We start from the raw sequence: 23,026 nt of genomic DNA on the forward strand, positions 1-23,026 counted from the left end.
ACCGCGGGCAGTCGTGCCGCCTGGGGCGGCACGGGTGGGCGCGGCGGCACCCGGCAAGCGCCGGGCCGCGTGACCCACCCCCGGCCCGCACTGACGCCGGGCACAGGGCGAACGCCGGACCGGTGGTGCCCGTACCACCCCGGCCCGCACCGACGCCGGGCACCGCAGCGAACGCCGGACCAGAGCTGCCCGTACCCACCCCGACCCGCACCCACCCCGACCCGCCCCCCCTGCGCACCGCCACAGGCATACTCACCCCCGTGACCACGGACCTCCTCCCCGCCCTGGCAGACCGAGCCCGGGCCGCCGCCCACGCCCGTACACCGGCCTGCCCCTGCGGAGCAGCCACGCTCGCCGACCGCGCCGACGCCACCGTCGTCCGGCACGCCGGCACCGTCGCCAAGGCCCACGCGCCGGACACCGACCCCACCGAACTCGCCCTCCGTGTCACCGCCGCCGCCCACCTCCCCGACATCCTCGTCCCCCCGCTCGGCCCGACGCCCGTCGATCTGCACGGACGGCTCGTGACCTGCTGGCCGTACGGCACCCCCGTCGACCCGGACGACCCGGACGCGGCACCCTGGGAGGCCGCGGCCGCTCTCCTCGCCCGTCTGCACCGCACCCCGGCTCCCGTGACCCTGCCCCCGATGCGCGGCCCCGCGAAGGCGGCCCGCGCCATCGCCGCCCTCCGCGCCCGCGCCGCCCAGCACCCCGGCGCAGCACCCGTACTGCGCGCCTGGGCCGCCCTGCCCGCCTGGGCCCGCGGTGAGGCCGCCATGCCGGACGCGGCCACCCTGTGCCACGGTGATCTCCACCTCGGCCAGCTGGTGCGCCACCCCGCCCCCGAAGGCCCGTGGCTGCTGATCGACGTCGACGACCTCGGCACCGGGGTCCCCGCCTGGGACCTGGCCCGCCCGGCGGCCTGGTACGCCTGCGGACTGCTCCCGCCCGACGAGTGGACGCGCTTCCTGGCCGCCTACCGCGCGGCGGGCGGCCCGGCCGTTCCGCCGGACGGGGACCCCTGGCCGGCTCTCGACGTCCCGGCCCGCGCCCTCACCGCGCAGACCGCCGCTCGAGCCGTCACCAAGGCGGTCGCGGCGGACCGTCCCCTGGACGAGGTGGAGCGGTCGTTGGTCGACGCCTGTGCGCGTATGGCGTCCGTCGCCCTTGCCTTCCCGCGCAGTTGAGCCACAACTTCGCGAAGTAGGGTGCAACCGACCGCAGCCGGACAGAGTCTGTCCTGGCGATACGCGAAGCAGGACCGACCGGCGAGGAGTTGAGCCGACCATGCAGTGTCCCAAGTGCCACGCACCGATGCACACGTACAACCGCAATGGCGTCCAGATCGAGCAGTGCAGCGGCTGCCGGGGGATATTCCTCGACTACGGCGAGCTGGAGGCACTGACCCGTCTGGAGGCCCAGTGGTCGCAGCCCGCGCCGCCGGCCCCGCCCGCCCCGCAGGCCTACCCGGCCGCTCCGGCTCCCGCCTGGGGCGCCCCGCACGGGCACCACGGCCACCACCGCCACAAGAGCTTCGGGCACATGCTGTTCTCCAGCTGAGCGGACGACGAAGCCCCCGGCCGTTCGAGACGGCCGGGGGCTCCGGTCAGTGTGGACGATACTGGGATTGAACCAGTGACCTCTTCCGTGTCAGGGAAGCGCTCTCCCGCTGAGCTAATCGTCCTCGGGACCACGAACCATCACTCCTAGGAGCGGATCATGGGCACTGCGTGCGCGATACTGGGATTGAACCAGTGACCTCTTCCGTGTCAGGGAAGCGCTCTCCCGCTGAGCTAATCGCGCGGGGATCCTCGCGGATCAAGGTCCTTGCGGACCAGTGGACGATACTGGGATTGAACCAGTGACCTCTTCCGTGTCAGGGAAGCGCTCTCCCGCTGAGCTAATCGTCCTTGGAGGTGGAGACGGGATTTGAACCCGTGTAGACGGCTTTGCAGGCCGTTGCCTCGCCTCTCGGCCACTCCACCAGGAGTGTAGGGGATCGGGTGGATCCCCTGTTCCTGCGAGCGGACGACGAGGCTCGAACTCGCGACCTCAACCTTGGCAAGGTTGCGCTCTACCAACTGAGCTACGTCCGCCTGTCGTTTCGGTCCGCTTGCGCGTCCCGGCGACGTGTTGAACTCTAGCGGATTCCGGGGCCAGCACAAAAACGCGTTTGTGCAGCGTGCTGCGGTGCGTCTGCGCGCGGACGTGGTCAGGGCCTCCGGAAGGACACGTTCGGGTCACCTCCGGGACACCCCGCCTAGACTCGGCCACGTGCTCGACCTCCCTCCCCTCGCCCGCTTCGGCGACCGTCTCGCGACCGGTCTCCTCGACGTCACGAGTGATCCCGCCGCCCTGGACTCCCGTGGTTTCTGGGCCGTGTGCGCCGACTTCGAAGGCCGTCTGACCTGCGCCCGCTTCGGGAGCGTCCGGACGGAGCCCGTCCCCGCCCCCGTGCCGGGCGCGTGGCGCGGACCGGGCGTCGGTGACTGGACGTCCTCGCTCGACCGCGCCGCGTACACCGCAGCCGTCCGCCGGATACGCGCGCACATCGCCGCCGGCGAGGTCTACCAGGCCAATCTGTGCCGGGTCCTGTCGGCGCCCGCGGCCCCCGACGCCGACGTGGACGCCCTGACCGCGTTGCTGGCCCGCGGCAACCCCGCGCCGTACGCGGGAACGATTCGCCTGCCGGATCACGGGGTCGAGGTGGCCACCGCCTCTCCCGAGCTGTTCCTGCGGCGCGACGGACGGGTCGTCGAGTCCGGACCGATCAAGGGCACCGGGCGTACCGAGCAGGACCTGCTGGAGAAGGACTACGCCGAGAACGTGATGATCGTGGACCTGGTCCGCAACGACATCGGACGGGTCTGCGCCACCGGGAGCGTCACCGTGCCCGACCTGTGCGCCGTCGAGAAGCACCCGGGGCTCGTGCACCTGGTGTCGACGGTGCGCGGCGAACTGCGCGACGACGCCGGCTGGGCGGAGCTGCTCGATGCCGCCTTCCCGCCGGGTTCCGTGACGGGCGCTCCCAAGTCGAGTGCCCTGCGGATCATCGACGCTCTGGAGACCGCGCCCCGGGGACCGTACTGCGGTGGCATCGGGTGGGTCGACGCCGACCGCGGCGTGGGGGAGCTGGCCGTCGGCATCCGTACGTTCTGGATCGACCGGGCCGAGGGGCGGCTGCGGTTCGGCACCGGCGCCGGCATCACCTGGGGCTCGGACCCGGAGGGGGAGTGGCGGGAGACCGAGCTCAAGGCGTCGCGGCTGCTCGCGGTAGCGTCGGGGGCGTACGAGGTGACCGGAAGTGGAGAGGCACTACAGACGTGAAGATCTGGCTCGACGGCGGGCTGCAGGACATCGAGTCCGCCCGCGTCTCCGTCTTCGACCACGGGCTGACCGTGGGCGACGGCATCTTCGAGACGGTGAAGGCGGCGGACGGCAAGCCGTTCGCGCTGACCCGGCACCTCGACCGGCTGACCCGTTCGGCCCGTGGTCTAGGGCTCCCCGCTCCTGATCTCGACGAGGTGCGCCGTGCCTGCGAGGCCGTCCTGGCGGCGAACCCCGTGCCGCTGGGCCGGCTGCGCATCACCTACACCGGCGGCCACGGACCGCTCGGTTCCGACCGCGGCGAGCACGGCCCGACCCTGGTGGTCGCCCTCGGCGAGACCGGTCGCCGCCCCGACTCCACCGCCGTGATCACCGTGCCCTGGACCCGCAACGAGCGCGGCGCGCTCACGGGCCTGAAGACGACCTCGTACGCCGAGAACGTCGTCGCGCTGGCCCGCGCCCGTGAACGGGGCGCCTCGGAGGCCCTGTTCGGCAACACGGTGGGGCAGCTGTGCGAGGGGACGGGGTCCAACGTCTTCGTCGTGCTCGACGGCGAGATCCACACGCCGCCGGTCGCCTCGGGCTGCCTGGCGGGGATCACCCGCGCTCTGGTCGTCGAGTGGACCGGCGCCCGCGAGACCGACCTGCCGATGGACGCCCTGGAGCGGGCCGACGAGGTCTTCCTGACCTCCACGCTGCGGGACGTGCAGGCCGTCCACCGGATCGACGACCGCGAACTGCCGGGCGCCCCGGGGCCGGTGACCGCCAAGGCCATGCGGATCTTCGAGGAGCGGTCCGGGAACGACCTGGATCCGTGACCGCGTAAATTCGGCTGCCCTCCGCGTCCGCGGCGGGTAGAACACCCGTGATGACCACGACCCTGCGGCCGACCGAGCCGCTTCAGCGCGCGGCCGACGGGACGCGTTCACGCCGCTACCAGGTGTGCGTGAACAGCCGTCCCGTCGGTGCGATACACCTCGGCACCTCCGCCGCCTTCGGCGACTCCGTGGCCGTGATCCACGACCTGGGCATCGACGAACCCGACCGCCGGCGCGGCCGGGGCACGGTGGCCGCGCTCGCCGCGGAGGAGGTGGCACGGGGCTGGGGCTGCCGGCGGATCGAGGCGCGGGTCCCCGCCGACGCGCAGGCGGCCGTGCGCCTCGTACAGGCGCTCGGCTACGTCCGCCGCAACCGCGGCATGGCCAAGCGGCTCGGCGACACCCCGCCGGCCCTCCCCGCGGGCAGCGGCGCCCGGCCCATGACGCAGGCCGAGTACGACGCCTGGCAGGCCCACGAGTCGGAGCAGTACGCGCGCTCCTGGATCGAGCGGGGCGTGCCCGAGGCCGAGGCGTACGCCAAGTCGCGGCGCGACCACGAGACCCTGCTGCCGCGGGGGCTGGACACCGAGAACATGTTGTTCAGCGTGGTGGAGCACGAGGGCACCCGGGTCGGCGTCCTGTGGCTGGCGCTGCGCGAGGACCAGGCGTACGTCTTCGACGTCGAGGTCGACGCGGCCCACCGGGGCCGCGGACACGGCCGTACGCTGATGCTGCTGGCGGAGACCCAGGCCATCGCCGCCGGCCGACGCGTCCTCGGCCTCAACGTGTTCGCGGGCAACACCGCGGCCGAGCGTCTCTACGAGTCACTCGGCTACGAGACCCTGCACTCCACCTACTGCAAGCCGCTTGTGTAGCGGCCCGTCAGACCTCCCGCTCGGCCAGCAGCCGGTCCGCGATCTCCTCGATGCGCTCGCGCAGCCCCTCCTGGCTCTTGCCGCCGTCGAGCCGCTCGCCGCCGATCACGTACGTGGGGGTGCCGGTCACGCCGATCGCCTTGCCCTCGGCCTGGTCGGCGTCCACGATCAGGATGTGCCGGCCGTCGATCAGCGCCGTGTCGAACTCCTCCGCGTCCAGTCCGAGTTCCCGGGCCACCTCGACGAGGAGGGGCTCTCCCTTGCGGTCCAGCTCCGCGACGCGGTCCAGCACGGCCTCCACGTACGGCCAGCCCCGCCCCTGGGCCACGGCCTCCTCGGCGGCCTGCGCCGCGGCGAAGGCGTGCTTGTGCTTCTCGAGCGGGAAGTGCCGCAGCCGCAGCTCCAGACGGTCGCCGTAACGGGCGCGCAGGGCCCTGAGGTCGTCCAGGGCGGTGTGGCAGTCCGGGCACTGGAGCTCGCACCAGACGTCGAGGACGGCGGCGGGACGGACGGGGGAGGAGTCGCTCATGACCCCAGTCTCCCAGCCCGGCTCCGGCGTCCCAACCCGGACCTCGCCCGGTGCGGACGTACGACCACCACCGGCACCTGGGGAGGAGACGACCCCGGAGATCTCCCTGATGTCGGGCCGGCGCATGGCCCGGCGGGGTTCGGACGGTGCAGGATGGAAGGGACGAAACCCGTACCCGCTGCCCGAGCCCACCCTGGAGGACCGGATGATTGCCGAGACCGTCTGCTCCGCGGTGTCCGCGGCCGGCTTGGGCATCGCGGCGGTCACCGCGTACCGCAGGCGCTTCCTGGCGGCGGCCCGCATCGCCGCCTATGCGCTGATCCCCGTCGGCCTCGTGATGACCGGGGTCGTCGAGTGGCTGGCCGACACCGCGTTCAGTCCCACGGCGTGGGCCGGCTTCGCCGTGCTCGGCGTGTCCTGGTTGCTGTTCCTGACCACGCGCACGGTGGAGCGCCGCCGCGGTGGCACCCGCAAGGAGCGCAAGGCGGCCGCCCGCGGCGCCGCGGAGCGCGAGGCGGTCGTCCCGGCGGCCTCCGGTCCGTCCCTGGGCCCGGGCTCCCGCCCGGCCTCCCGGCCCGCGGGCAAGGCCCGGGGCGAGGACGACTTCAGTGACATCGAGGCCATCCTGAAGAAGCACGGCATCTGAGGGCCCGAGCAGGGCGGACTGAATCGACACAGCGGTCCCTGGTCGTCACAGGGCGCGCCGGAATGATCACAACCTGAACCGAGCATCGAGGAAAACGGCGAGCACCCGCTCATACCGGGCGTGTTGATCGCGTAGGGCGTGGGGACTGCGTCATCATCGCCGGCGAGATGCTGGACAGGACACAGCTGGACACACAGCTGGACACGAGACAGAGCGAAACCGCGCCACCGCAGGACGAACCGCGCGGCTGCCTCTTCGCCCTTTCCCAGCCACCGCTGATGATCTTCCTTGCGGTGATCGGGTGTCTGCTGCTCATGGCTTCGTTGCACGATCTGCTGCTGCTGTGAGCCGTACCCGCGCTCCCCGGCGTCACCCGCCGGGGACCGCGTCGCCGGAGGCGGGCCGGACGTCAGCCCGCGGCCTCCTTGCGTCGCGCCCGGTAGGCGGCCACGTGCAACCGGTTTCCGCAGGTACGGCTGTCGCAGTAGCGCCGGGAGCGGTTGCGGGAGAGGTCGACGAAGGCGCGCCGGCAATCGGGGGCCTCGCACCGTCTCAGCCGTTCCTGCTCCCCGGCGACCACGAAGAAGGCCAGGGCCATGCCGCAGTCGGCGGCGAGGTGGTCGGCGACGGAGGCGCCGGGCGCGAAGTAGTGGATGTGCCAGTCGTAGCCGTCGTGGTCGGTGAGCCGGGGGGTGGTGCCCGCGGCGGCGACCAGCTCGTTGATCAGTCCGGCGGCGGCACGGGCGTCGGGGGCCGCGAAGACGGCGGCGAAGCGTCCGCGGATCTTGCGCACCGCCGAGAGATCGAACTCCGAGAGCACGCCGACATCGCTGATTTCGTGCGTTCGCACAAAATTCTCGAGGGCTGCGACGTCCGGCAGCGCGTCCGGTGTCGATTCGTCCTCCGGTGCGGTGTTCACCAGATCCACCACGGTGTCGAGGGCGCACCGGGTGTCGTGGGTGATCAGCACGTTTCGCTCCCTGGCCTGGGGGTCGGGCGGGCGCCCGCCGATGCTGGCCGATGGTAGTGGCTCCCGGCGCGGCCGGACCGGGTCCGATGACGGCCGCTGGGCGCCGTCGTCACATTCCCGCCCGCCCACGGGCGGACGGACGGGGATGCGACGACGTGGCCGAGCCCGGGTTGCCGGTACAACGGTGCCCGGTCGGCCAGGGTTCCCCCGGAGGGAACGGCGCACGGCCGTGCGTCCGGGCGCACGCGTGCCGACGCCGCCCCACGGAGATCCGCGGGACGGCGCCGGCATGTGCCGTATGCGGTTGTCCTGGCCCGTGCCGTCACCCCGAGTCGACGGCGCCGGGCTGCTTCACGGGGGTCTCGCCCCTAGCTTTCCGCCAGGATGTGCGAGAGCTCCTGATCCAAATCGAAATGCCGGTGTTCCGTGCCGGGGGGCACGGCGGCGTCGGTCCGCTTCAGGAAGGACTCCAGGGCCCGCGCCGGGGCCTCGAGCAGTGCCTCACCCTCCGGGGAGCTGAGGGCGATGCACACGACGCCCTGACCGTGGCTGCGCGACGGCCAGACGCGGACGTCGCCGGTGCCGGTGGGACGGTGGAGACCTTCGGCGAGGAGGTCGCGGGCGAACACCCACTCGACGGTCTCCTCGGCTCCGGTGTGGAAGGTGGCGTGCACGGCGTAGGGGTCGGCCGTGTCGTACCGCAGGCCTGCGGGGACAGGCAGGGAGGACTCGCTCGACACAACGAGGCGCAGGTGCAGCTCGCAGCTGACCGTGGTGTTCATAAGCGCCAGGGCCTTTCGCTCAGTGTGCGCTCGGGGATTCGCACGTCGGCGAAATCGACATGCCACCTACGGTGCCGTTGTAAACCCCTCTGAGTGTTTTGCGTGCCTTTACGTAACTCGTCTGGCCGAGAGATCGTTGTCAAGGTGCGGCCATTCCGGTGACTCGTTTGGCTCGGGTAGGGTTTGGGCGTATGAATACGGGGAGTAGCGAGCCGGGCGAGGTTGCTTTGGCGTCGGACGAGACGAAGCCGGACGGGGCGGTGGGCGAGCAGGGACTCGGCTCCCGCGCGCCTGAATTCATCAAGGCGCGCCGCGCGCTGCACCTGAGCTGGCAGGTCGGCGTCTTCATCGTCGGCCTCGCGGTCGTGGTCGCCGGCGTCATCATGCTGCCGCTGCCCGGCCCCGGCTGGGTGGTGATCTTCGGCGGCATGGCGATCTGGGCGACCGAGTTCGTCTGGGCCCAGTTGGTCCTGCGCTGGACCAAGCGCAAGGTCACCGAGGCGGCCCAGCGTGCCCTCGACCCCAAGGTGCGGCGCCGGAACATCATCCTCACGACGATCGGGCTCGTGATCATCGCCGCTTTCGTCGGCTTCTACGTCTGGAAGTTCGGCTTCGTGATGCCCTGGAAGATCGAGGACCAGTGATCCGCGCCGGGGTGACGGCCGGAGCGCCGTCGCCCCCGCACCGATCGCACCCATGGTCACAGGGACCCCCTGACATGCGGTAATGTTCTTCCTGCGCCCGGGCGATTAGCTCAGTGGGAGAGCGCTTCGTTCACACCGAAGAGGTCACTGGTTCGAACCCAGTATCGCCCACCCGGAACGTCGGCCCATCTGCAACAGTGCAGGTGGGCCGACGTCGTTCGTGGCCCCCGGGGTCGTGACGTCCGGCAAAGTCGTCGCTCTCCGCGGCTGGTGCCAGCAAGCGCTTACCCAAAACGATTCACAAAGCCGTGAGATGTCCGAGGAGGCCTCCTGAAGGTGGCCGGGGCTTCCGCGGCCACGCTCGGGCCGGTCGCGACGACCGGCTGTGGGAAAGCGGCGGCGCCGCGGCCGACGGGACGGTGACGATCCGTTACTCCCGGTGGGTGCCGACGAACGCGCTAAGCGGATCAATCAGTCCATCAGGATCTTCGAGAAGAAGTATCCGAAGATCAAAGTCAAGACGGACTTTCAGGACTGCGCCTCTTTCCGGGGGACGTGCCAGACCCGGGTCGCCGGCGGAAATCCCCCGGACGTTTTCCAGAACGCCGTCGGATTTCTTCGGAAGTACGACAAGAGGGGCATCCCGCTGGACCTCAAGTCCCGGGCCGCCGCGGACAGTCTGAGCGTCGAGGCGGACCCGGGCCGGACCTGGGGCGACTACGTCAAGGCCCTCAAGACGATCCACGACAAGACCGAGGCGCCGGAGGCACGGGCTACTTCAGCTGCTCGGCCGTGCAGACCGGGGACGCCGAGCGGGCCTGGGCGAAGTCGTACGACTCCGAGGGCTACCGGGAGTCGGCGCGACACCGCCGTCCACGGCCTCGCCGCCATCGAGGACCTGGCACTCCTGGGGGACGGGATGCCGTAGCCGGCACGTGACGGGCGCGGGCGTGGGCACACTTCCCCACGTGGACTGGAACCATTACCGATTCCGCAGTCTGTGGACCCTGCCCGCGCCCGTGCCGGCCGTGTACCGGGCCCTGGAGCGGATCGAGGACTACCCGCGCTGGTGGCCCCAGGTGCGCGAGGTCACCCGGCTCGACGACACCAGCGGGATCGTCCGGATCCGCTCGCTCGTCCCCTACGACCTGACCTGCACCCTCCGGGAACGGGCGCGCGATCCGGCCGCGGGGATCCTGGAGGTTTCCCTGTCCGGCGACATCGACGGCTGGGCGCGCTGGACGATCACCGCGCGGGGCACCGGCGCCCTCGCCCGGTACGACCAGGAGGTCGACGTCCGCAAGCCGCTGCTGCGCCGGCTGGCCCTGCCGGGCAGGCCGGTGTTCAGGGCCAACCACACGCTGATGATGCGGGCCGGGCGGCGCGGACTCGGCACCCGTCTGGAAGCGGTTTGAAGGAAAGGCGCCGGGACCTGTATTGTTCAGTGCGTTCCCGGGCGATTAGCTCAGTGGGAGAGCGCTTCGTTCACACCGAAGAGGTCACTGGTTCGAACCCAGTATCGCCCACCGGGAAGGCCGGTCCGTCGCACGACGGGCCGGCTTCTTCGTGTGCGCGCCCCCCGCGCTCGGGCGGTGTGCTCAGGCGGCCGCCGCCGGCAGGTCCGGCCGCAGCGGCCAGGCCGGGTCCACCGCCTCCTCGCTCCCGTTGAGCGCGAACCACGCCTGCAGTCCCCGCGCCTGCCCCGCGTGCCACACGGCCTGCAACGTGTGCAACTCGGCGGGGGAGAGCCGCTCCAGCCGCCCCGCGAAACGGCGCCCCACCGCCCGTACGACCTCCAGCGCGGCCTGGGCGTCCGCCGCCGCGTCGTGCGCGCCCTCCAGGGCGACGCCGTAGTGCGCGCACAGGTCGGTGAGGGTGCGGCGGCCCTTGCGGTAGCGGTCCAGGTGCTTGTCGAGCACCCGCGGGTCGAGGACGTGCAGGGACCTCCGCTCCAGCCAGCGTCCGAGGGAGGAGGCGCGGTGCCGGCGCAACTCCCGGTCCAGCAGCGTGAGATCGAACGGCGCGTTCATCACCACGAGCGGCCGCCCGGCGACGGCCTGCTCGGCCAGCGCCTCGGCTATCTCGTACATCACCGGAGCCGGCCAGCGGCCGTTGCGCTGCAGATGCTCCTCCGTCAGCCCGTGCACCGCCGTCGCCGCCTCGGGCACCGGCACGCCCGGGTTCACCAGCCAGCGGCTGATGCGGGGGCGCAGGCCCGGGGCGTCCTGCACGACGAGGGCGGCCGACACGATCCGGTCGGTCTCGACGTCCACTCCCGTGGTCTCCGTGTCGAAGGCGGCCAGCGGCCCCTCGAACCAGCACGTCATAAGGCACCCAACTCCTCGTCCACACACGGCAGCTGACGCGCCGTCTTCTGTCCCGGTTCGGTGATACCCGGGCTGTTTGCGGCGTACGCCGGAAGGACACAACAGGAGTACGGGTCTTTGCAGTTCAGCGGCCCGCAGCGGGGATACACCAGTTCTGGAAGGCTGTTGGTCATGGCCATAACGCAGCCCGAACGGGGCGGGCTGCTGCCCGAGCGCACGGCGCCCTCTCGCGGCTCCCTCGCCACCACCGCCTGCATGGAGACGTTGCAGGTCGGATATCTGCACGCGGTCGCCGCCGCGGCGGGCTGCTCGCTGTCGCAGCCCTTCCCGGACAACGGCATCGACTGGCACGTCAGCCACAGCGCGCCCGGGCACACCGTCGACGACGAGGTCACCATCAAGGTGCAGCTGAAGGCCACCTATCAGATACCGCCGAACCCGCCGGGCCGCTCCTTCTCCTTCGTGCTCGACAACGAGCACCTGGCGAAGCTCGCCCGCACGCCGGTGTCGGTGCACAAGATCCTGGTCGTGATGATCGTCCCCAGGTCGCGGGACCAGTGGCTGCGTGCCGGGCACGACCGGCTCGACCTCAGGCACTGCTGCTACTGGACCAACCTCGCCGGACATCCGGTCACCGGCCGCCGCCGCACGACGGTGCGGATACCGACCGCACGCATATTCGACGACCGGGCGTTGTGCGAGATCATGACGCGGGTCGGGACGGGAGGGAAACCATGACGCACCGCCCGACCGGCGAACGTCTGCGGGCCGTCCGGCCGCATCCCGTCGACGCCGCCTGGGACGGCCGCCCGCCCGAGCCCGACGCCGTCGACCCGGCCGTGCTCGCCACCCTGCTGCAGCGGCACGGCTGGCAGCGGCGCGGTGGCGCCGCCGGGCGGTACGGCCGCTGGACGCCGCCGGGTCCGGGAGGCGGTGCCACGAGTCTGCTGGTGCCGGTCAGCCGCGCCTTCCCCGACAGCGACGACCTGCTGGGCGAGGCGCTGCTCGCCCTGTCCCGCAGCGCCACGCCCTCCGCCCGGGAGATCCTGGTCTCCCTCGCCGTACCCAGCGACGAGATCCGCTGGTGGCGCGACGCCCCGGCCGGGCCCGCCGACACCGCGCCCTGGACCGCCGAGGAAGAGCTGCGCGGCGCCGCCCGCCGGATGCTCATCGCCGGTGCGCTGGCCACGCACGCGCGTGCGGGCTACTACGGCGCCCGGCACCGCCGCGCCGCCGCCGCGTCCCTGGAGAACGTCCTGGTCGGCCCCGCCCCCGACGGCCGGCGCCTGACGGCGTTCGTGCCCGTCGCCGGCGGCCGCGCCCTCGCCGTACGCCTCCACCAGGCGCTGTACGCGGCGCGCGAGGCCGTCGACTACCGGCGGGCCACCGGCGGCATGGACGCCTTCGACTCGGCCGTCGCGGCAGGCGTCAGCCACGAGCTCGTCGAGGCGCTCGTCGCCCTGGTCCGCGGTACGGAAGGCGCAGGGATCGCCGTCGCATGGGCACCGGCCGCCGGGGTCCCCGAGGGCTGCGCCGGCCTCGCCGAGCCCGTCGAGTTCTCGCCCGGCGACCTGCCCGTCCTGCGCGAGGCAGGCGCCCGCTACCTGCGCGCGGAACCCTCCGTGCCGGTGCGGATCACGGGCACGGTGGTACGGATGCGCAGGTCGGGGCCGCGCGGCGTGGGCACCGTACGGCTGCGGGTGCTCGCCGGGGCCGAGGTCCCGCACGTGCGTCTCACGCTGGACGAGGACTCCTACCGGATCGCCGGCCACGCACACCTCGTCGGGCTGCCGGTGCGCGTGCACGGCCGCCTGGAGAGCCGGGGCGGCTTCCGCAGGCTCAGCGGTGCCCGCGAGGTCGTCCCGGTGCAGGTCGACGACGCCGAGCGGGACCGGCTGATGAAGGCGCTGCAGGAGAACCTCGACTGCTTCGGGGAGGCCTGCGGAGGGGACTGATTTCGCGGTGGGCGGGCCGGGGTCGGTACGATCGCCCTCATGCGTGCGCTCCGGTATGGCGCCGCACCCACCTTCAGTCAGGAGAGACCGGTGTCAGACGTCCGTGTGATCATCCAACGCGATTCCGAGCGGGAAGAACGCGTGGTGACGACGGGCACTACGGCCGCCGAGCTCTTCGCCGGCGAGCGCTCGATCGTCGCCGCGCGCGTGGCCGGCGAGCTCAAGGACCTCGCCTACGAGGTCAAGGACGGCGAGACCGTCGAGGGCGTCGAGATCTCCTCCGAGGACGGCCTGAACATCCTGCGCCACTCCACCGCGCACGTCATGGCGCAGGCCGTGCAGGAGCTGTTCCCCGAGGCCAAGCTGGGCATCGGCCCGCCCATCAAGGACGGCTTCTACTACGACTTCGACGTCGAGAAGCCCTTCCACCCCGATGACCTCAAGGCCATCGAGAAGAAGATGCAGGAGATCCAGAAGCGCGGCCAGCGCTTCTCCCGCCGCGTCGTCACCGACGAGGCCGCCCGCGACGAGCTGGCCGACGAGCCGTACAAGCTGGAGCTGATCGGCCTCAAGGGCGCCGCCGGGCAGGCCGCCGACGGCGCCGACGCCGAGGTCGGTGCCGGCGAGCTGACGATCTACGACAACCTCGACGCCAAGACCGGCGAGCTGTGCTGGAAGGACCTCTGCCGCGGTCCCCACCTGCCGACCACCCGTGTCATCCCCGCCTTCAAGCTGATGCGCTCGGCCGCCGCCTACTGGCGCGGCAGCGAGAAGAACCCGCAGCTCCAGCGCATCTACGGCACCGCCTGGCCGTCCAAGGACGAGCTGAAGGCGCACCTGGACTTCCTGGCCGAGGCCGAGAAGCGCGACCACCGCAAGCTCGGCGCCGAGCTGGACCTGTTCTCCTTCCCCGACGAGCTGGGCCCCGGCCTCGCGGTGTTCCACCCCAAGGGCGGGGTGATCCGCAAGGTGATGGAGGACTACTCGCGCCGCCGGCACGAGGTCTCCGGCTACGAGTTCGTGAACACCCCGCACATCTCGAAGGAGCACCTCTTCGAGATCTCCGGGCACCTGCCGCACTACGCGGAGGGCATGTTCCCGCCCATCCAGTTCGACGAGCAGAACTACCGCCTCAAGGCGATGAACTGCCCGATGCACAACCTGATCTTCAAGTCGCGGGGCCGCTCCTACCGTGAGCTGCCGCTGCGCCTGTTCGAGTTCGGGACGGTGTACCGGTACGAGAAGTCGGGCGTGGTGCACGGGCTGACCCGCTCGCGCGGCTTCACCCAGGACGACTCGCACATCTACTGCACCAAGGAGCAGATGCCCGAGGAGCTGGACACGCTCCTGACCTTCGTGCTCGACCTGCTGCGCGACTACGGCCTGACCGAGTTCGAGCTGGAGCTGTCCACCCGCGACGACTCCGACAAGTTCATCGGCTCGGACGAGGACTGGGAGGAGGCCACGGAGGCGCTCCGCCTGGCCGCCGAGAAGCAGAACCTGCCGCTGGTCCCGGACCCGGGCGGTGCCGCCTACTACGGCCCGAAGATCTCCGTCCAGGCCAAGGACGCCATCGGCCGGTCCTGGCAGATGTCGACCATCCAGGTCGACTTCAACCAGCCCAAGCGGTTCGGGCTGGAGTACACGGCGGCGGACGGCTCGCACCAGCAGCCGGTCATGATCCACCGGGCGCTGTTCGGCTCCATCGAGCGCTTCTTCGGTGTGCTCCTGGAGCACTACGCGGGCGCCTTCCCGGCATGGCTGGCGCCCGTCCAGGCGCTCGGCATCCCGATCGGCGACACGCACGTGCCGTACCTGCGGGAGTTCGCCGAGAAGGCCAGGGCGGCCGGTCTGCGCGTGGAGGTGGACGCCTCCTCCGACCGGATGCAGAAGAAGATCCGCAACGCCCAGAAGCAGAAGGTGCCCTTCATGGTCATCGCGGGCGACGAGGACATGGCGAACGGCGCCGTCTCCTTCCGTTACCGCGACGGCTCGCAGGAGAACGGCATCCCCGTCGACGAGGCCATCGCGAAGATCGCGAAGGTCGTCGAGGAGCGGGCGCAGGTCTGACCGACCGGCGCGAAGGCCCCCGGGAGATCCGGGGGCCTTTCCCTGTCCCCAGGCACGACGCCATATGCTGCACGCATGACGAGTGAGCCGGAGCAGCAGTTGGGAGTGGGGACGCAGGACGCGTTCCAGCGCCTGTGGACGCCCCACCGGATGGCCTACATCCAGGGCGAGAACAAGCCGAGCGGCCCCGGGGCCGACGACGGGTGCCCCTTCTGCTCGATCCCGGCCAAGTCCGACGAGGACGGGCTGATCGTCCGGCGCGGCGAGCAGGTGTACGCGGTGCTCAACCTGTACCCGTACAACGGCGGCCACCTCATGACCGTGCCGTACCGCCACGTCGCGGACTACACCGACCTGACCGATGCGGAGACCGCCGAGCTCGCGGAGCTGACCAAGCAGGCGATGACGGCCCTGCGCACGGCCTCCGGCGCCCACGGCTTCAACATCGGCATGAACCAGGGCACGGTGGCCGGCGCGGGCATCGCCGCCCACCTCCACCAGCACATCGTGCCCCGCTGGGGCGGCGACACGAACTTCATGCCGGTCGTCGGCCACACGAAGGTGCTGCCGCAGCTGCTGGGCGACACCCGCAAGATGCTGGCGGAGGCCTGGCCGGCGGCCTGACCTCCTGCCGGAAGGCCGGCATCATCAGCCCGTCCGGCGATTGAGGACGAGGCCGTTCGGACCGAGGCGGGGTCTGGGCGCAGCCCCCGGCGGCGGTCACACCGACCGACCCGCACTCATTCAGCGCGACCGCCAGGGGCCTACGCGTCGTAGACGTCGGCCTTCCGCGGCGACGGGTCCTGCACCGCCGTGCTGAGGAACGCCGACCGCGTCCCGAACTTCTCGGTGTCCGCGCCGTTCTCCTCCAGCACCCGGATCGCCGCGGCGTGCACCACCCGCAGCACCGGCGTCGCCGCGCGCAGCGCGTCGTCGGCCATGAAGCGGTGCCGCCAGGGCTGGTCGGCCCACGCGTGCCGCAGGCCGAACGGCTCGGGCAGCCCTATCGTGCCGCCGAGCCAGTTCAGCAGCGGCGGATACCAGGTGAGCGGGGCGCGGACGGCGAGCCGTACCACCTCGTTCGTGGTGACCAGCGGGAGCATCACCTTGCGCGTCTCCCACGGCTTGAACGACTTGGCGACCTCCTTCGAGGGGGCCTCCGGTTTGGTCGTGAAGAGGGGGTTCACCGGGCCCAGGGCGTGGCCGGTGACCTCGATGCGCAGGGTCGCGTGCAGCACCGTCACCGTGATCAGCATCGTGATGACCAGCTGCCCGTCCCACAGGGTCCACTGGACGCCCAGGTAGTGCCGGTCACCGGCGCCGAACTGCTGCTTGTTGCAGATGTCCTGTATCGCGTGCGACTTGACCTGGTAGGCCTCGACGTCCGTGCCCTCCGGGCGCGACACCGCCTTGGCGTTCTCCCCGATCGGCGTCACGACCCAGTGCCGTATGGACGGCTTGGGGAAGCCGCCGGTGTTCAGCGGTCCGCGCTCCAGCATCCGCAGCTGGTCGTGGATGGACCGTACGACGTCCCAGCTGCGGAAGGGGTGGATCTCCCGCGAGGGGTCGGCGGGCACCAGTTCCTCGGCGAGCTGCCAGCTGCCCCAGCGCGTGCCCATGCCGAGGATGCCCTTGGGGCCGGCGTAGAAGACGGAGTTCGACTGCTGCTCGGCGCCGAGCCTGGCCAGGGACTGGCGCAGCTGCTCGGCCGCGGTCTCTCCCGGATTGCTGGGGACCGCCTCGGGGACCTTGGCGCCGACGCTGCTGCCCGACAGGAGGCTGTCCCAGCGCTCCCGCAGGTCCCTGGCGGTGCGCTCGCAGATCCGCCGGGCCAGGAACCAGCCGACGACGGGCATCAGGACGGCGGCGCGCGCGTACCAGGCCCAGAAACCGGTGAAGGGCATCTTGACGAGGAACAGCACGGCCAGCGCGCCGACCGCGACGAGTACGGCGGTGGCGAGCGCGCCGGCCTGCTTGTTGTCCGCCTTGGAGACGGTGCTGCGGATCTGGAAGGCGAGCAGCCAGACCAGCAGGCCGGGCAGGAACAGCAGACCGCACACCACCATGACGGCGGTCAGCCGGCCGTCGCGCTCCTTGCGGATGCGGTTGGCGGCCAGACAGTGCTCGACGACCACCTGCGGCTCGGTGCCGAAGGACTGGATGAGGGGCTTGCGGTCGCTGCCCAGCATGCGGTCCACCACCGCGCGGGAGAACGCCTCGCCCAGGTTGGGCCGGAAGATCGTCGCCCAGCTGCGGCCCGCCTTGACCTCGGACTGGTGCCACTCGTTGTCGGCCTTCTTGATCTCCTCCATCGGGTTGTCCCGGTACGCCGCCGAGGCCAGGGCGAAGGTCGCCGTCTGGCCCTCGTCGCCCGTACGCGGCACCTGTGGACCGAAGAAGTCCGCGTAACCGCCGTCAACGGTCATTCCCGCCCCCGATCGCCACCACTGTCGCTTGCGGCCTTCCCGACTTCCCTGTCCCGCACACCTGTTGATCAGGTCATCAGCGTATCCGCAGCCACGGACACGCGTCGCCGGACGCCCGAAAGTGCCCTCCCGCGCGCGGGGCGGCGCCGCGACGCGACGGCGCGCGCCGCGACGCAACGGCGCCCGGTCGCGGCGGAGTCGGGCGGCCGGCGCGGGCAACACCCATGCCGGCCGGGCGAGTTGGGCGTGTGGCCCGTAATCCGGCGGGGCGCCGGCGCGGACGGACTCCGCGCCGGCGCCCCGACGAGCCCTACGACGCGGCCCGCGCCTCCTCGCGCAGCCGCTCCGCGATCTGCGGCGGCATCGGTTCGTGCCGCGCGTACCGGCGGTTGAAGCGCGCCGTGCCGTGCGAGAGGGAGCGCAGGTCCACCGAGTACCGGCCGATCTCGATCTCCGGGACCTCCGCCCGTACGAGGGTGCGCCCGCCGGGGGTCTGCTCGGTACCGAGCACCCGGCCGCGGCGGCCCGACAGGTCGCTCATCACCGCGCCCACGTAGTCGTCGCCGACCAGCACGCTCACCTCGGCCACCGGCTCCAGGAGGTGGATCTTCGCGTCGGCCGCCGCCTCCCGCAGAGCCAGCGCGCCGGCCGTCTGGAAGGCGGCGTCGGAGGAGTCCACCGAGTGCGCCTTGCCGTCCAGCAGCGTGACCCGGACGTCGATCAGGGGATGGCCCGCGGCCACGCCCTTGGCGGCCTGTGCCCGGACGCCCTTCTCGACCGAGGGGATGAACTGCCGCGGCACGGCGCCGCCGACCACCTTGTCCACGAACTCGATGCCCGAGCCGCCGGGCAGCGGCTCCACCTCGATCTCGCAGATGGCGTACTGCCCGTGTCCGCCGGACTGCTTGACGTGCCGGCCCCGTCCGGCGGCCTTGTTCCCGAAGGTCTCGCGCAGCGACACCTTGTGCGGAACGACGTCGACCTGGACGCCGTACCGGCTGCGCAGCCGCTCCAGGGCCACGTCCGCGTGGGCCTCGCCCAGGCACCACAGGACCACCTGGTGGGTGTCCTGGTTCTGCTCCAGCTTCATCGTCGGGTCCTCGGCGACCAGCCGGGCCAGGCCCTGGGAGAGCTTGTCCTCGTCCGGTTTGCTGTGCGCCTGGATGGCCAGCGGCAGCAGCGGGTCGGGCATCTCCCACGGTGCCATCAGCAGCGGGTCGTCCTTGGCGGAGAGGGTGTCGCCGGTCTCCGCACGGCTCAGCTTCGCCACGCACGCCAGGTCGCCCGCGATGACGTGGCTGACCGGGCGCTGCTGTTTGCCGAACGGTGTGGACAGGGCGCCGATCCGTTCGTCGACGTCGTGGTCCTCGTGGCCGCGGTCGGCCAGCCCGTGCCCGGAGACGTGCACCGTCTGGTCGGCGCGCAGGGTGCCGGAGAAGACGCGGATCAGCGAGATCCGGCCGACGTACGGGTCGGAGGAGGTCTTCACGACCTCCGCGACCAGCGACTCGCCGGGATCGCACATCCTCAGCTCGCGCGGCCTGCCGTCGGGCGTGGTCACCTGGGGCGCCTCACGCTCCAGCGGTGTCGGGAAGCCGCGGGTGACCAGCTCCAGCAGTTCGACCGTGCCCAGCCCCTGCCGGGCGCCCTCGGCCGCGGGAGCGGCGGCCAGGACGGGGAAGAACGCCCCGCGCACGACGGCCCGTTCCAGATCCTGGATCAGCGTCTTGACGTCGACCTGCTCGCCGCCGAGGTAGCGGTCCATGAGGGTCTCGTCCTCGCTCTCCGAGATGATCCCCTCGATCAGCCGGTTGCGGGCCTCCTCGATCAGGGGCAGCTGGTCCTCGCCCGGCTCGGACTCCTTGCGCTCGCCGGAGGAGTAGTCGAACAGCTTCTGCGACAGCAGCCCGATGAGACCCGTCACGGGCGCGTGTCCGTCGGGTGCCTGCGGGCCGTGCAGCGGCAGGTACAGCGGGAGCACGGCGTCGGGGTCGTCCCCGCCGAAGGCCTCCGCGCAGATCCGGGTCATCTCCTCGAAGTCGGCGCGGGCCGCTTCCAGGTGTGTGACGACGATGGCGCGTGGCATGCCCACGGCCGCGCACTCCTCCCACACCATGCGGGTCGAGCCGTCCACCCCGTCGGAGGCGGAGACGACGAAGAGGGCCGCGTCCGCCGCCCGCAGACCGGCCCTGAGCTCACCGACGAAGTCGGCGTATCCGGGGGTGTCCAGGAGGTTGATCTTGATGCCGTCCCATTCGACGGGCACCAGGGAGAGCTGCACGGAGCGTTGCTGCCGGTGCTCTATCTCGTCGTAGTCGGAGACGCAGCCGCCGTCCTCCACACGGCCGGCCCGGTTCAGTGCCCCCGCCGTCAGGGCGAGAGCCTCCACCAGAGTCGTCTTGCCCGATCCGGAGTGGCCGACCAGCACCACATTCCGTACGGACGCGGGATGGTCGGCCGCCTGTGCCCTGCCGGCGGCTCCGGGGTGGGTGTGTGCCTTGTCGCCCATGTCCTTGCCTCCCGTGGACGGTGAGGTCACTGTGGGCGCGGACACGCGGGACCGCGTGCACTGGCGGCTCCGGCGACGCCCGCGGTCCTTCGAGCTTTCCACTCCCGTCACGCTGCGTCCATACGAACGACCCGATCTCGCCGCCCGCCGGCACCGGGCCGGGGCTCCGGGTCCCGGCCGTCACCCACCCGCGCGCGTGGCTACGATGGGCCAGCCGGTGGCCAGCAGGGGCCACGCGGCCACACCGACCGTCGGGAAGGCCATGCTGAACAAGTACGCGCGTGCATTTTTCACGCGTGTCCTCACACCGTTCGCCGCGTTTCTCATCCGCCGGGGCGTGAGCCCGGACACGGTCACGCTCATCGGCACCGCCGGTGTGGTCGCGGGGGCGCTGGTCTTCTACCCCATGGGCGAGTTCTTCTGGGGCACGGTCGTGATCACGCTGTTCGTGTTCTCCGACCTCGTCGACGGCAACATGGCCCGCCAGCTCGGCCGCTCCAGCCGCTGGGGCGCCTTCCTGGACTCCACGCTCGACCGGGTGGCCGACGGCGCCGTCTTCGGCGGTTTCGCCCTGTGGTACGCGGGGGGCGGGAACGACAACGTCCTGTGCGCCGTTTCGATCTTCTGCCTGGCCAGCGGCCAGGTGGTGTCGTACACCAAGGCGCGCGGCGAGTCGATCGGCCTGCCGGTCGCCGTCAACGGGCTGGTCGAGCGGGCCGAGCGCCTGGTCGTCTCCCTGGTGGCGGCCGGATTCGCCGGGCTGCACAAGTTCGGCGTGCCCGGCATCCAGTACCTCCTGCCGATCGCCCTGTGGATCGTCGCCGTCGGCAGCCTCGTCACGCTGATCCAGCGCGTCGTCACCGTCCGCCGGGAGTCCGCCGAGGCGGAGGCGGCGGCCGGGCAGGAGACCCGGGGGAGCGAGGCGGCCAAGTGAGCATCCAGGAGCGGCTGTCCGACGCGCTCTACGGTGCCGGCTGGAGCACTGTGAAGAGACTCCCCGAACCGGTCGCCGCACGGCTCGGCCGCACCGTCGCCGACCTCGCCTGGAAGCAGCGCGGCACGGGCGTCAGGCGGCTGGAGAGCAACTACGCACGCGTGCTGCCGGACGCGAGCCCGCAGCAGCTCGCCGCGCTCTCGCGCGCGGGCATGCGGTCGTACCTGCGCTACTGGATGGAATCCTTCCGGCTGCCCGCCTGGAGCAGCGAGCGCATCCGGACGGGCTTCGCCGCGAAGGACCTGCACTACCTGACCGAGGGCCTGGCCGCGGGCAAGGGCGTCGTCCTGGCCCTGCCCCACCTGGCCAACTGGGACCTGGCCGGCGCCTGGGTCACCACCGCGCTGGGAATCCCCTTCACGACGGTCGCCGAGCGGCTCAAGCCGGAGACCCTCTACGACCGTTTCGTCGCCTACCGCGAGGGCCTCGGCATGGAGGTCCTGCCGCACAGCGGCGGCACGGCCTTCGGCACGCTGGCCCGGCGGCTGCGTGACGGCGGCCTGGTGTGCCTGGTCGCCGACCGGGACCTGTCCGCCTCCGGCGTGGAGGTCGAGTTCTTCGGGGAGACGGCCCGGATGCCCGCCGGCCCGGCCCTGCTGGCCCAGCAGACCGGCGCGCTGCTGCTGCCGGTCACCCTCTGGTACGACGACTCGCCCGTCATGCAGGGCCGTGTGCATCCGCCGGTCGAAGTACCCCAGTCAGGTACGCGGCGCGAAAAGACGTCCGTCATGACACAGGCGCTGGCCGATGCCTTCGCCTCGGGTATCGCCGACCATCCGGAGGACTGGCACATGCTGCAACGCCTGTGGCTGAAGGACCTCGACCCGGCCAAGGCCCCGTCGCACCCCCGGCAGGACGCCTCGTGAGGATCGGCATCGTCTGCCCGTACTCCTGGGACGTGCCGGGGGGCGTCCAGTTCCACATCCGCGACCTCGCCGAGTACTTCATCCGCCTCGGCCACGAGGTGTCCGTCCTCGCGCCCGCCGACGACGAGACGCCGCTGCCGCCGTACGTCGTCTCCGCCGGGCGCGCGGTGCCGGTGCCGTACAACGGCTCGGTGGCCCGGCTGAACTTCGGCTTCCTGTCGGCGGCCCGGGTGCGGCGCTGGCTGCACGACGGCGCGTTCGACGTCATCCACATCCACGAGCCGACCTCGCCGTCGCTCGGCCTGCTGGCCTGCTGGGCGGCGCAGGGCCCGATCGTGGCCACCTTCCACACGTCCAACCCGCGCTCCCGCGCGATGATCGCCGCGTACTCCATCCTCCAGGCCGCCCTGGAGAAGATCAGCGCGCGCATCGCGGTGAGCGAGTACGCCCGCCGCACCCTCGTGGAGCACCTCGGCGGGGACGCCGTCGTGATCCCCAACGGGGTCGACGTCGACTTCTTCGCCGAGGCCGCCCCCAAGCCCGAGTGGCAGGGCGACACGATCGGCTTCGTCGGGCGCATCGACGAGCCCCGCAAGGGCCTGCCGGTACTGATGAGGGCCCTGCCGAAGATCCTCGCCGCGCGCCCGCAGACCCGGCTGCTGGTCGCCGGGCGCGGGGACGAGAAGGAGGCGGTGGCCTCACTGCCCGCCGAGCTGCGCTCCCGGGTGGAGTTCCTCGGCATGGTCAGCGACGAGGAGAAGGCGCGCTTCCTGCGCAGCGTCGACCTGTACGTGGCGCCCAACACCGGCGGCGAGAGCTTCGGGATCATCCTGGTCGAGGCCATGTCGGCGGGCGCTCCCGTGCTCGCCTCCGACCTGGACGCCTTCGCCCAGGTCCTCGACCAGGGAGCGGCGGGCGAGCTGTTCCCCAACGAGGACGCCGACGCCCTCGCCGACGCGGCCGTACGGCTGCTGGCGGACCCGGAGCGGCGGGCCGGGCTGCGCGAGCGGGGCAGCAGCCACGTCCGGCGCTTCGACTGGTCCACGGTCGGGGCGGACATCATGTCGGTCTACGAGACGGTGACGGCGGGCGCGGCGGCGGTGGCCACGGACGACCGCGCGACGGGCCTGAGGGCCCGCCTGGGACTGGCCCGGGACTGACCGGCGAGCCCGTCCGGCGTTCGAGGACGAGGCCGTTCAGGCCGAAGCCGGGGCCGGGGGCGGCAGCCCCGGCGACGGTCACCGAGGGACCCGGCCGACCCGGCGGCGCGCCCCGGTAGCCTTGCCGC

At 71.8% G+C, this 23,026-nt stretch carries 23 protein-coding genes and 7 tRNA genes; 19 read left to right on the forward strand and 11 right to left on the reverse strand.

Features of this window, described 5'->3' with window-relative positions; genetic code table 11:
- Positions 1-260 precede the first annotated feature (260 nt).
- On the forward strand, positions 261-1,187 hold the full coding sequence (locus tag IE260_RS30920; RefSeq protein WP_189877853.1) for a phosphotransferase: 927 nt from the start codon (positions 261-263) through the stop codon (positions 1,185-1,187).
- A gap of 100 nt (positions 1,188-1,287) precedes the next feature.
- The gene (locus IE260_RS30925) at positions 1,288-1,560 is read left to right on the forward strand and encodes a TFIIB-type zinc ribbon-containing protein (RefSeq protein ID WP_189877855.1); all 273 of its coding nucleotides are present in this window, start codon (positions 1,288-1,290) and stop codon (positions 1,558-1,560) included.
- Between the two features lie 52 nt (positions 1,561-1,612).
- On the opposite strand, the gene IE260_RS30930 is transcribed toward IE260_RS30925, so the two are convergent.
- The 5 genes from IE260_RS30930 to IE260_RS30950 form a co-directional block, all read right to left on the reverse strand.
- Positions 1,613-1,684 (reverse strand) — tRNA-Val (locus IE260_RS30930).
- A 47-nt stretch (positions 1,685-1,731) separates the two neighbouring features.
- A tRNA-Val gene (locus IE260_RS30935) sits at positions 1,732-1,803 on the reverse strand.
- Between the two features lie 35 nt (positions 1,804-1,838).
- Positions 1,839-1,910, reverse strand: a tRNA-Val gene (locus tag IE260_RS30940).
- Between the two features lies 1 nt (position 1,911).
- A tRNA-Cys gene (locus IE260_RS30945) sits at positions 1,912-1,985 on the reverse strand.
- 38 nt (positions 1,986-2,023) lie between these two features.
- A tRNA-Gly gene (locus IE260_RS30950) sits at positions 2,024-2,096 on the reverse strand.
- A gap of 178 nt (positions 2,097-2,274) precedes the next feature.
- Between IE260_RS30950 and IE260_RS30955 the strand changes: the two genes are divergently transcribed.
- The 3 genes from IE260_RS30955 to IE260_RS30965 are packed head-to-tail and all read left to right on the forward strand — an operon-like array spanning position 2,275 to position 5,020.
- Entirely contained in the window at positions 2,275-3,327 is a 1,053-nt protein-coding gene (locus IE260_RS30955; RefSeq protein WP_189877858.1) for a chorismate-binding protein, read from the forward strand.
- Positions 3,324-4,145, forward strand: coding sequence for an aminotransferase class IV (locus IE260_RS30960; RefSeq protein WP_189877860.1), 822 nt, complete (start codon positions 3,324-3,326; stop codon positions 4,143-4,145). The genes IE260_RS30955 and IE260_RS30960 overlap by 4 nt, the downstream gene beginning before the upstream one ends.
- A gap of 50 nt (positions 4,146-4,195) precedes the next feature.
- Complete coding sequence (locus IE260_RS30965; RefSeq protein ID WP_189877861.1) at positions 4,196-5,020, forward strand: GNAT family N-acetyltransferase; 825 nt, start codon at positions 4,196-4,198, stop codon at positions 5,018-5,020.
- Between the two features lie 7 nt (positions 5,021-5,027).
- Here IE260_RS30965 and IE260_RS30970 read toward each other — a convergent pair whose 3' ends face one another.
- Complete coding sequence (locus IE260_RS30970; RefSeq protein WP_189877863.1) at positions 5,028-5,549, reverse strand: DsbA family protein; 522 nt, start codon at positions 5,547-5,549, stop codon at positions 5,028-5,030.
- 205 nt (positions 5,550-5,754) lie between these two features.
- Between IE260_RS30970 and IE260_RS30975 the strand changes: the two genes are divergently transcribed.
- Positions 5,755-6,195, forward strand: coding sequence for a hypothetical protein (locus IE260_RS30975; protein ID WP_189877967.1), 441 nt, complete (start codon positions 5,755-5,757; stop codon positions 6,193-6,195).
- Positions 6,196-6,362: 167 nt separating this feature from the next.
- Positions 6,363-6,542 (forward strand): hypothetical protein, encoded by a 180-nt coding sequence (locus IE260_RS30980; protein WP_188180602.1) that lies wholly within the window; start codon positions 6,363-6,365, stop codon positions 6,540-6,542.
- A gap of 62 nt (positions 6,543-6,604) precedes the next feature.
- Here the strand turns inward: IE260_RS30980 and IE260_RS30985 are convergent, their stop codons facing one another.
- Positions 6,605-7,165, reverse strand: a complete 561-nt coding sequence (locus tag IE260_RS30985) for a CGNR zinc finger domain-containing protein (RefSeq protein WP_189877865.1) — start codon at positions 7,163-7,165, stop codon at positions 6,605-6,607.
- 368 nt (positions 7,166-7,533) lie between these two features.
- Positions 7,534-7,947, reverse strand: a complete 414-nt coding sequence (locus IE260_RS30990) for an SsgA family sporulation/cell division regulator (protein ID WP_004002642.1) — start codon at positions 7,945-7,947, stop codon at positions 7,534-7,536.
- 191 nt (positions 7,948-8,138) lie between these two features.
- Here IE260_RS30990 and IE260_RS30995 point away from each other — a divergent pair, with 191 nt between their 5' ends.
- From IE260_RS30995 to IE260_RS31015, 5 genes are all read left to right on the forward strand, one after another.
- On the forward strand, positions 8,139-8,591 hold the full coding sequence (locus IE260_RS30995) for a TIGR02611 family protein (RefSeq protein ID WP_189877867.1): 453 nt from the start codon (positions 8,139-8,141) through the stop codon (positions 8,589-8,591).
- A gap of 99 nt (positions 8,592-8,690) precedes the next feature.
- Positions 8,691-8,762 (forward strand) — tRNA-Val (locus IE260_RS31000).
- A gap of 268 nt (positions 8,763-9,030) precedes the next feature.
- Positions 9,031-9,519, forward strand: a complete 489-nt coding sequence (locus tag IE260_RS31005) for an extracellular solute-binding protein (RefSeq protein WP_308434710.1) — start codon at positions 9,031-9,033, stop codon at positions 9,517-9,519.
- 40 nt (positions 9,520-9,559) lie between these two features.
- Positions 9,560-10,006, forward strand: coding sequence for an SRPBCC family protein (locus IE260_RS31010; RefSeq protein ID WP_189877869.1), 447 nt, complete (start codon positions 9,560-9,562; stop codon positions 10,004-10,006).
- 39 nt (positions 10,007-10,045) lie between these two features.
- Positions 10,046-10,117: transfer RNA gene (locus tag IE260_RS31015), tRNA-Val, on the forward strand.
- Between the two features lie 72 nt (positions 10,118-10,189).
- Here the strand turns inward: IE260_RS31015 and IE260_RS31020 are convergent.
- Positions 10,190-10,918: a 3'-5' exonuclease gene (locus IE260_RS31020; RefSeq protein WP_189877871.1), complete on the reverse strand. Its 729-nt coding sequence runs from the start codon at positions 10,916-10,918 to the stop codon at positions 10,190-10,192.
- Between the two features lie 171 nt (positions 10,919-11,089).
- Between IE260_RS31020 and IE260_RS31025 the strand changes: the two genes are divergently transcribed.
- From IE260_RS31025 to IE260_RS31040, 4 genes are all read left to right on the forward strand, one after another.
- Entirely contained in the window at positions 11,090-11,656 is a 567-nt protein-coding gene (locus IE260_RS31025) for a DUF4365 domain-containing protein (protein ID WP_189877873.1), read from the forward strand.
- A complete protein-coding gene (locus IE260_RS31030; protein WP_189877875.1) occupies positions 11,653-12,873 on the forward strand; it encodes a hypothetical protein in 1,221 nt (406 codons plus the stop codon). The genes IE260_RS31025 and IE260_RS31030 overlap by 4 nt, the downstream gene beginning before the upstream one ends.
- Before the next feature lie 90 nt (positions 12,874-12,963).
- Positions 12,964-14,943 carry a threonine--tRNA ligase gene (thrS, locus tag IE260_RS31035; RefSeq protein WP_189877877.1) on the forward strand — a complete coding sequence of 660 codons (1,980 nt, stop codon included), beginning with the start codon at positions 12,964-12,966 and terminating at the stop codon, positions 14,941-14,943.
- A 75-nt stretch (positions 14,944-15,018) separates the two neighbouring features.
- On the forward strand, positions 15,019-15,567 hold the full coding sequence (locus tag IE260_RS31040) for an HIT family protein (protein ID WP_189877879.1): 549 nt from the start codon (positions 15,019-15,021) through the stop codon (positions 15,565-15,567).
- A 140-nt stretch (positions 15,568-15,707) separates the two neighbouring features.
- Here the strand turns inward: IE260_RS31040 and IE260_RS31045 are convergent, their stop codons facing one another.
- Both IE260_RS31045 and IE260_RS31050 read right to left on the reverse strand, forming a co-directional pair.
- The gene (locus tag IE260_RS31045; RefSeq protein ID WP_189877881.1) at positions 15,708-17,369 is read right to left on the reverse strand and encodes an AbeC-like domain-containing protein; all 1,662 of its coding nucleotides are present in this window, start codon (positions 17,367-17,369) and stop codon (positions 15,708-15,710) included.
- 310 nt (positions 17,370-17,679) lie between these two features.
- A complete protein-coding gene (locus IE260_RS31050) occupies positions 17,680-19,878 on the reverse strand; it encodes an elongation factor G-like protein EF-G2 (protein WP_189877883.1) in 2,199 nt (732 codons plus the stop codon).
- Positions 19,879-20,083: 205 nt separating this feature from the next.
- On the opposite strand from IE260_RS31050, the gene pgsA reads away from it, so the two are divergent.
- From pgsA to IE260_RS31065, 3 genes are read left to right on the forward strand one after another with little or no spacing between them, the layout of a single operon-like run.
- Positions 20,084-20,812 carry a phosphatidylinositol phosphate synthase gene (pgsA, locus tag IE260_RS31055; protein WP_189877885.1) on the forward strand — a complete coding sequence of 243 codons (729 nt, stop codon included), beginning with the start codon at positions 20,084-20,086 and terminating at the stop codon, positions 20,810-20,812.
- The gene (locus IE260_RS31060; protein ID WP_189877887.1) at positions 20,809-21,738 is read left to right on the forward strand and encodes a phosphatidylinositol mannoside acyltransferase; all 930 of its coding nucleotides are present in this window, start codon (positions 20,809-20,811) and stop codon (positions 21,736-21,738) included. Before pgsA ends, IE260_RS31060 begins: the two co-directional genes overlap by 4 nt.
- Positions 21,735-22,898, forward strand: coding sequence for a glycosyltransferase family 4 protein (locus IE260_RS31065; protein WP_189877890.1), 1,164 nt, complete (start codon positions 21,735-21,737; stop codon positions 22,896-22,898). Before IE260_RS31060 ends, IE260_RS31065 begins: the two co-directional genes overlap by 4 nt.
- The last annotated feature ends 128 nt before the right edge of the window (positions 22,899-23,026 follow it).

Source organism: Streptomyces viridiviolaceus (genome assembly GCF_014650995.1).
In the GTDB taxonomy this organism is placed as follows: domain Bacteria; phylum Actinomycetota; class Actinomycetes; order Streptomycetales; family Streptomycetaceae; genus Streptomyces; species Streptomyces viridiviolaceus.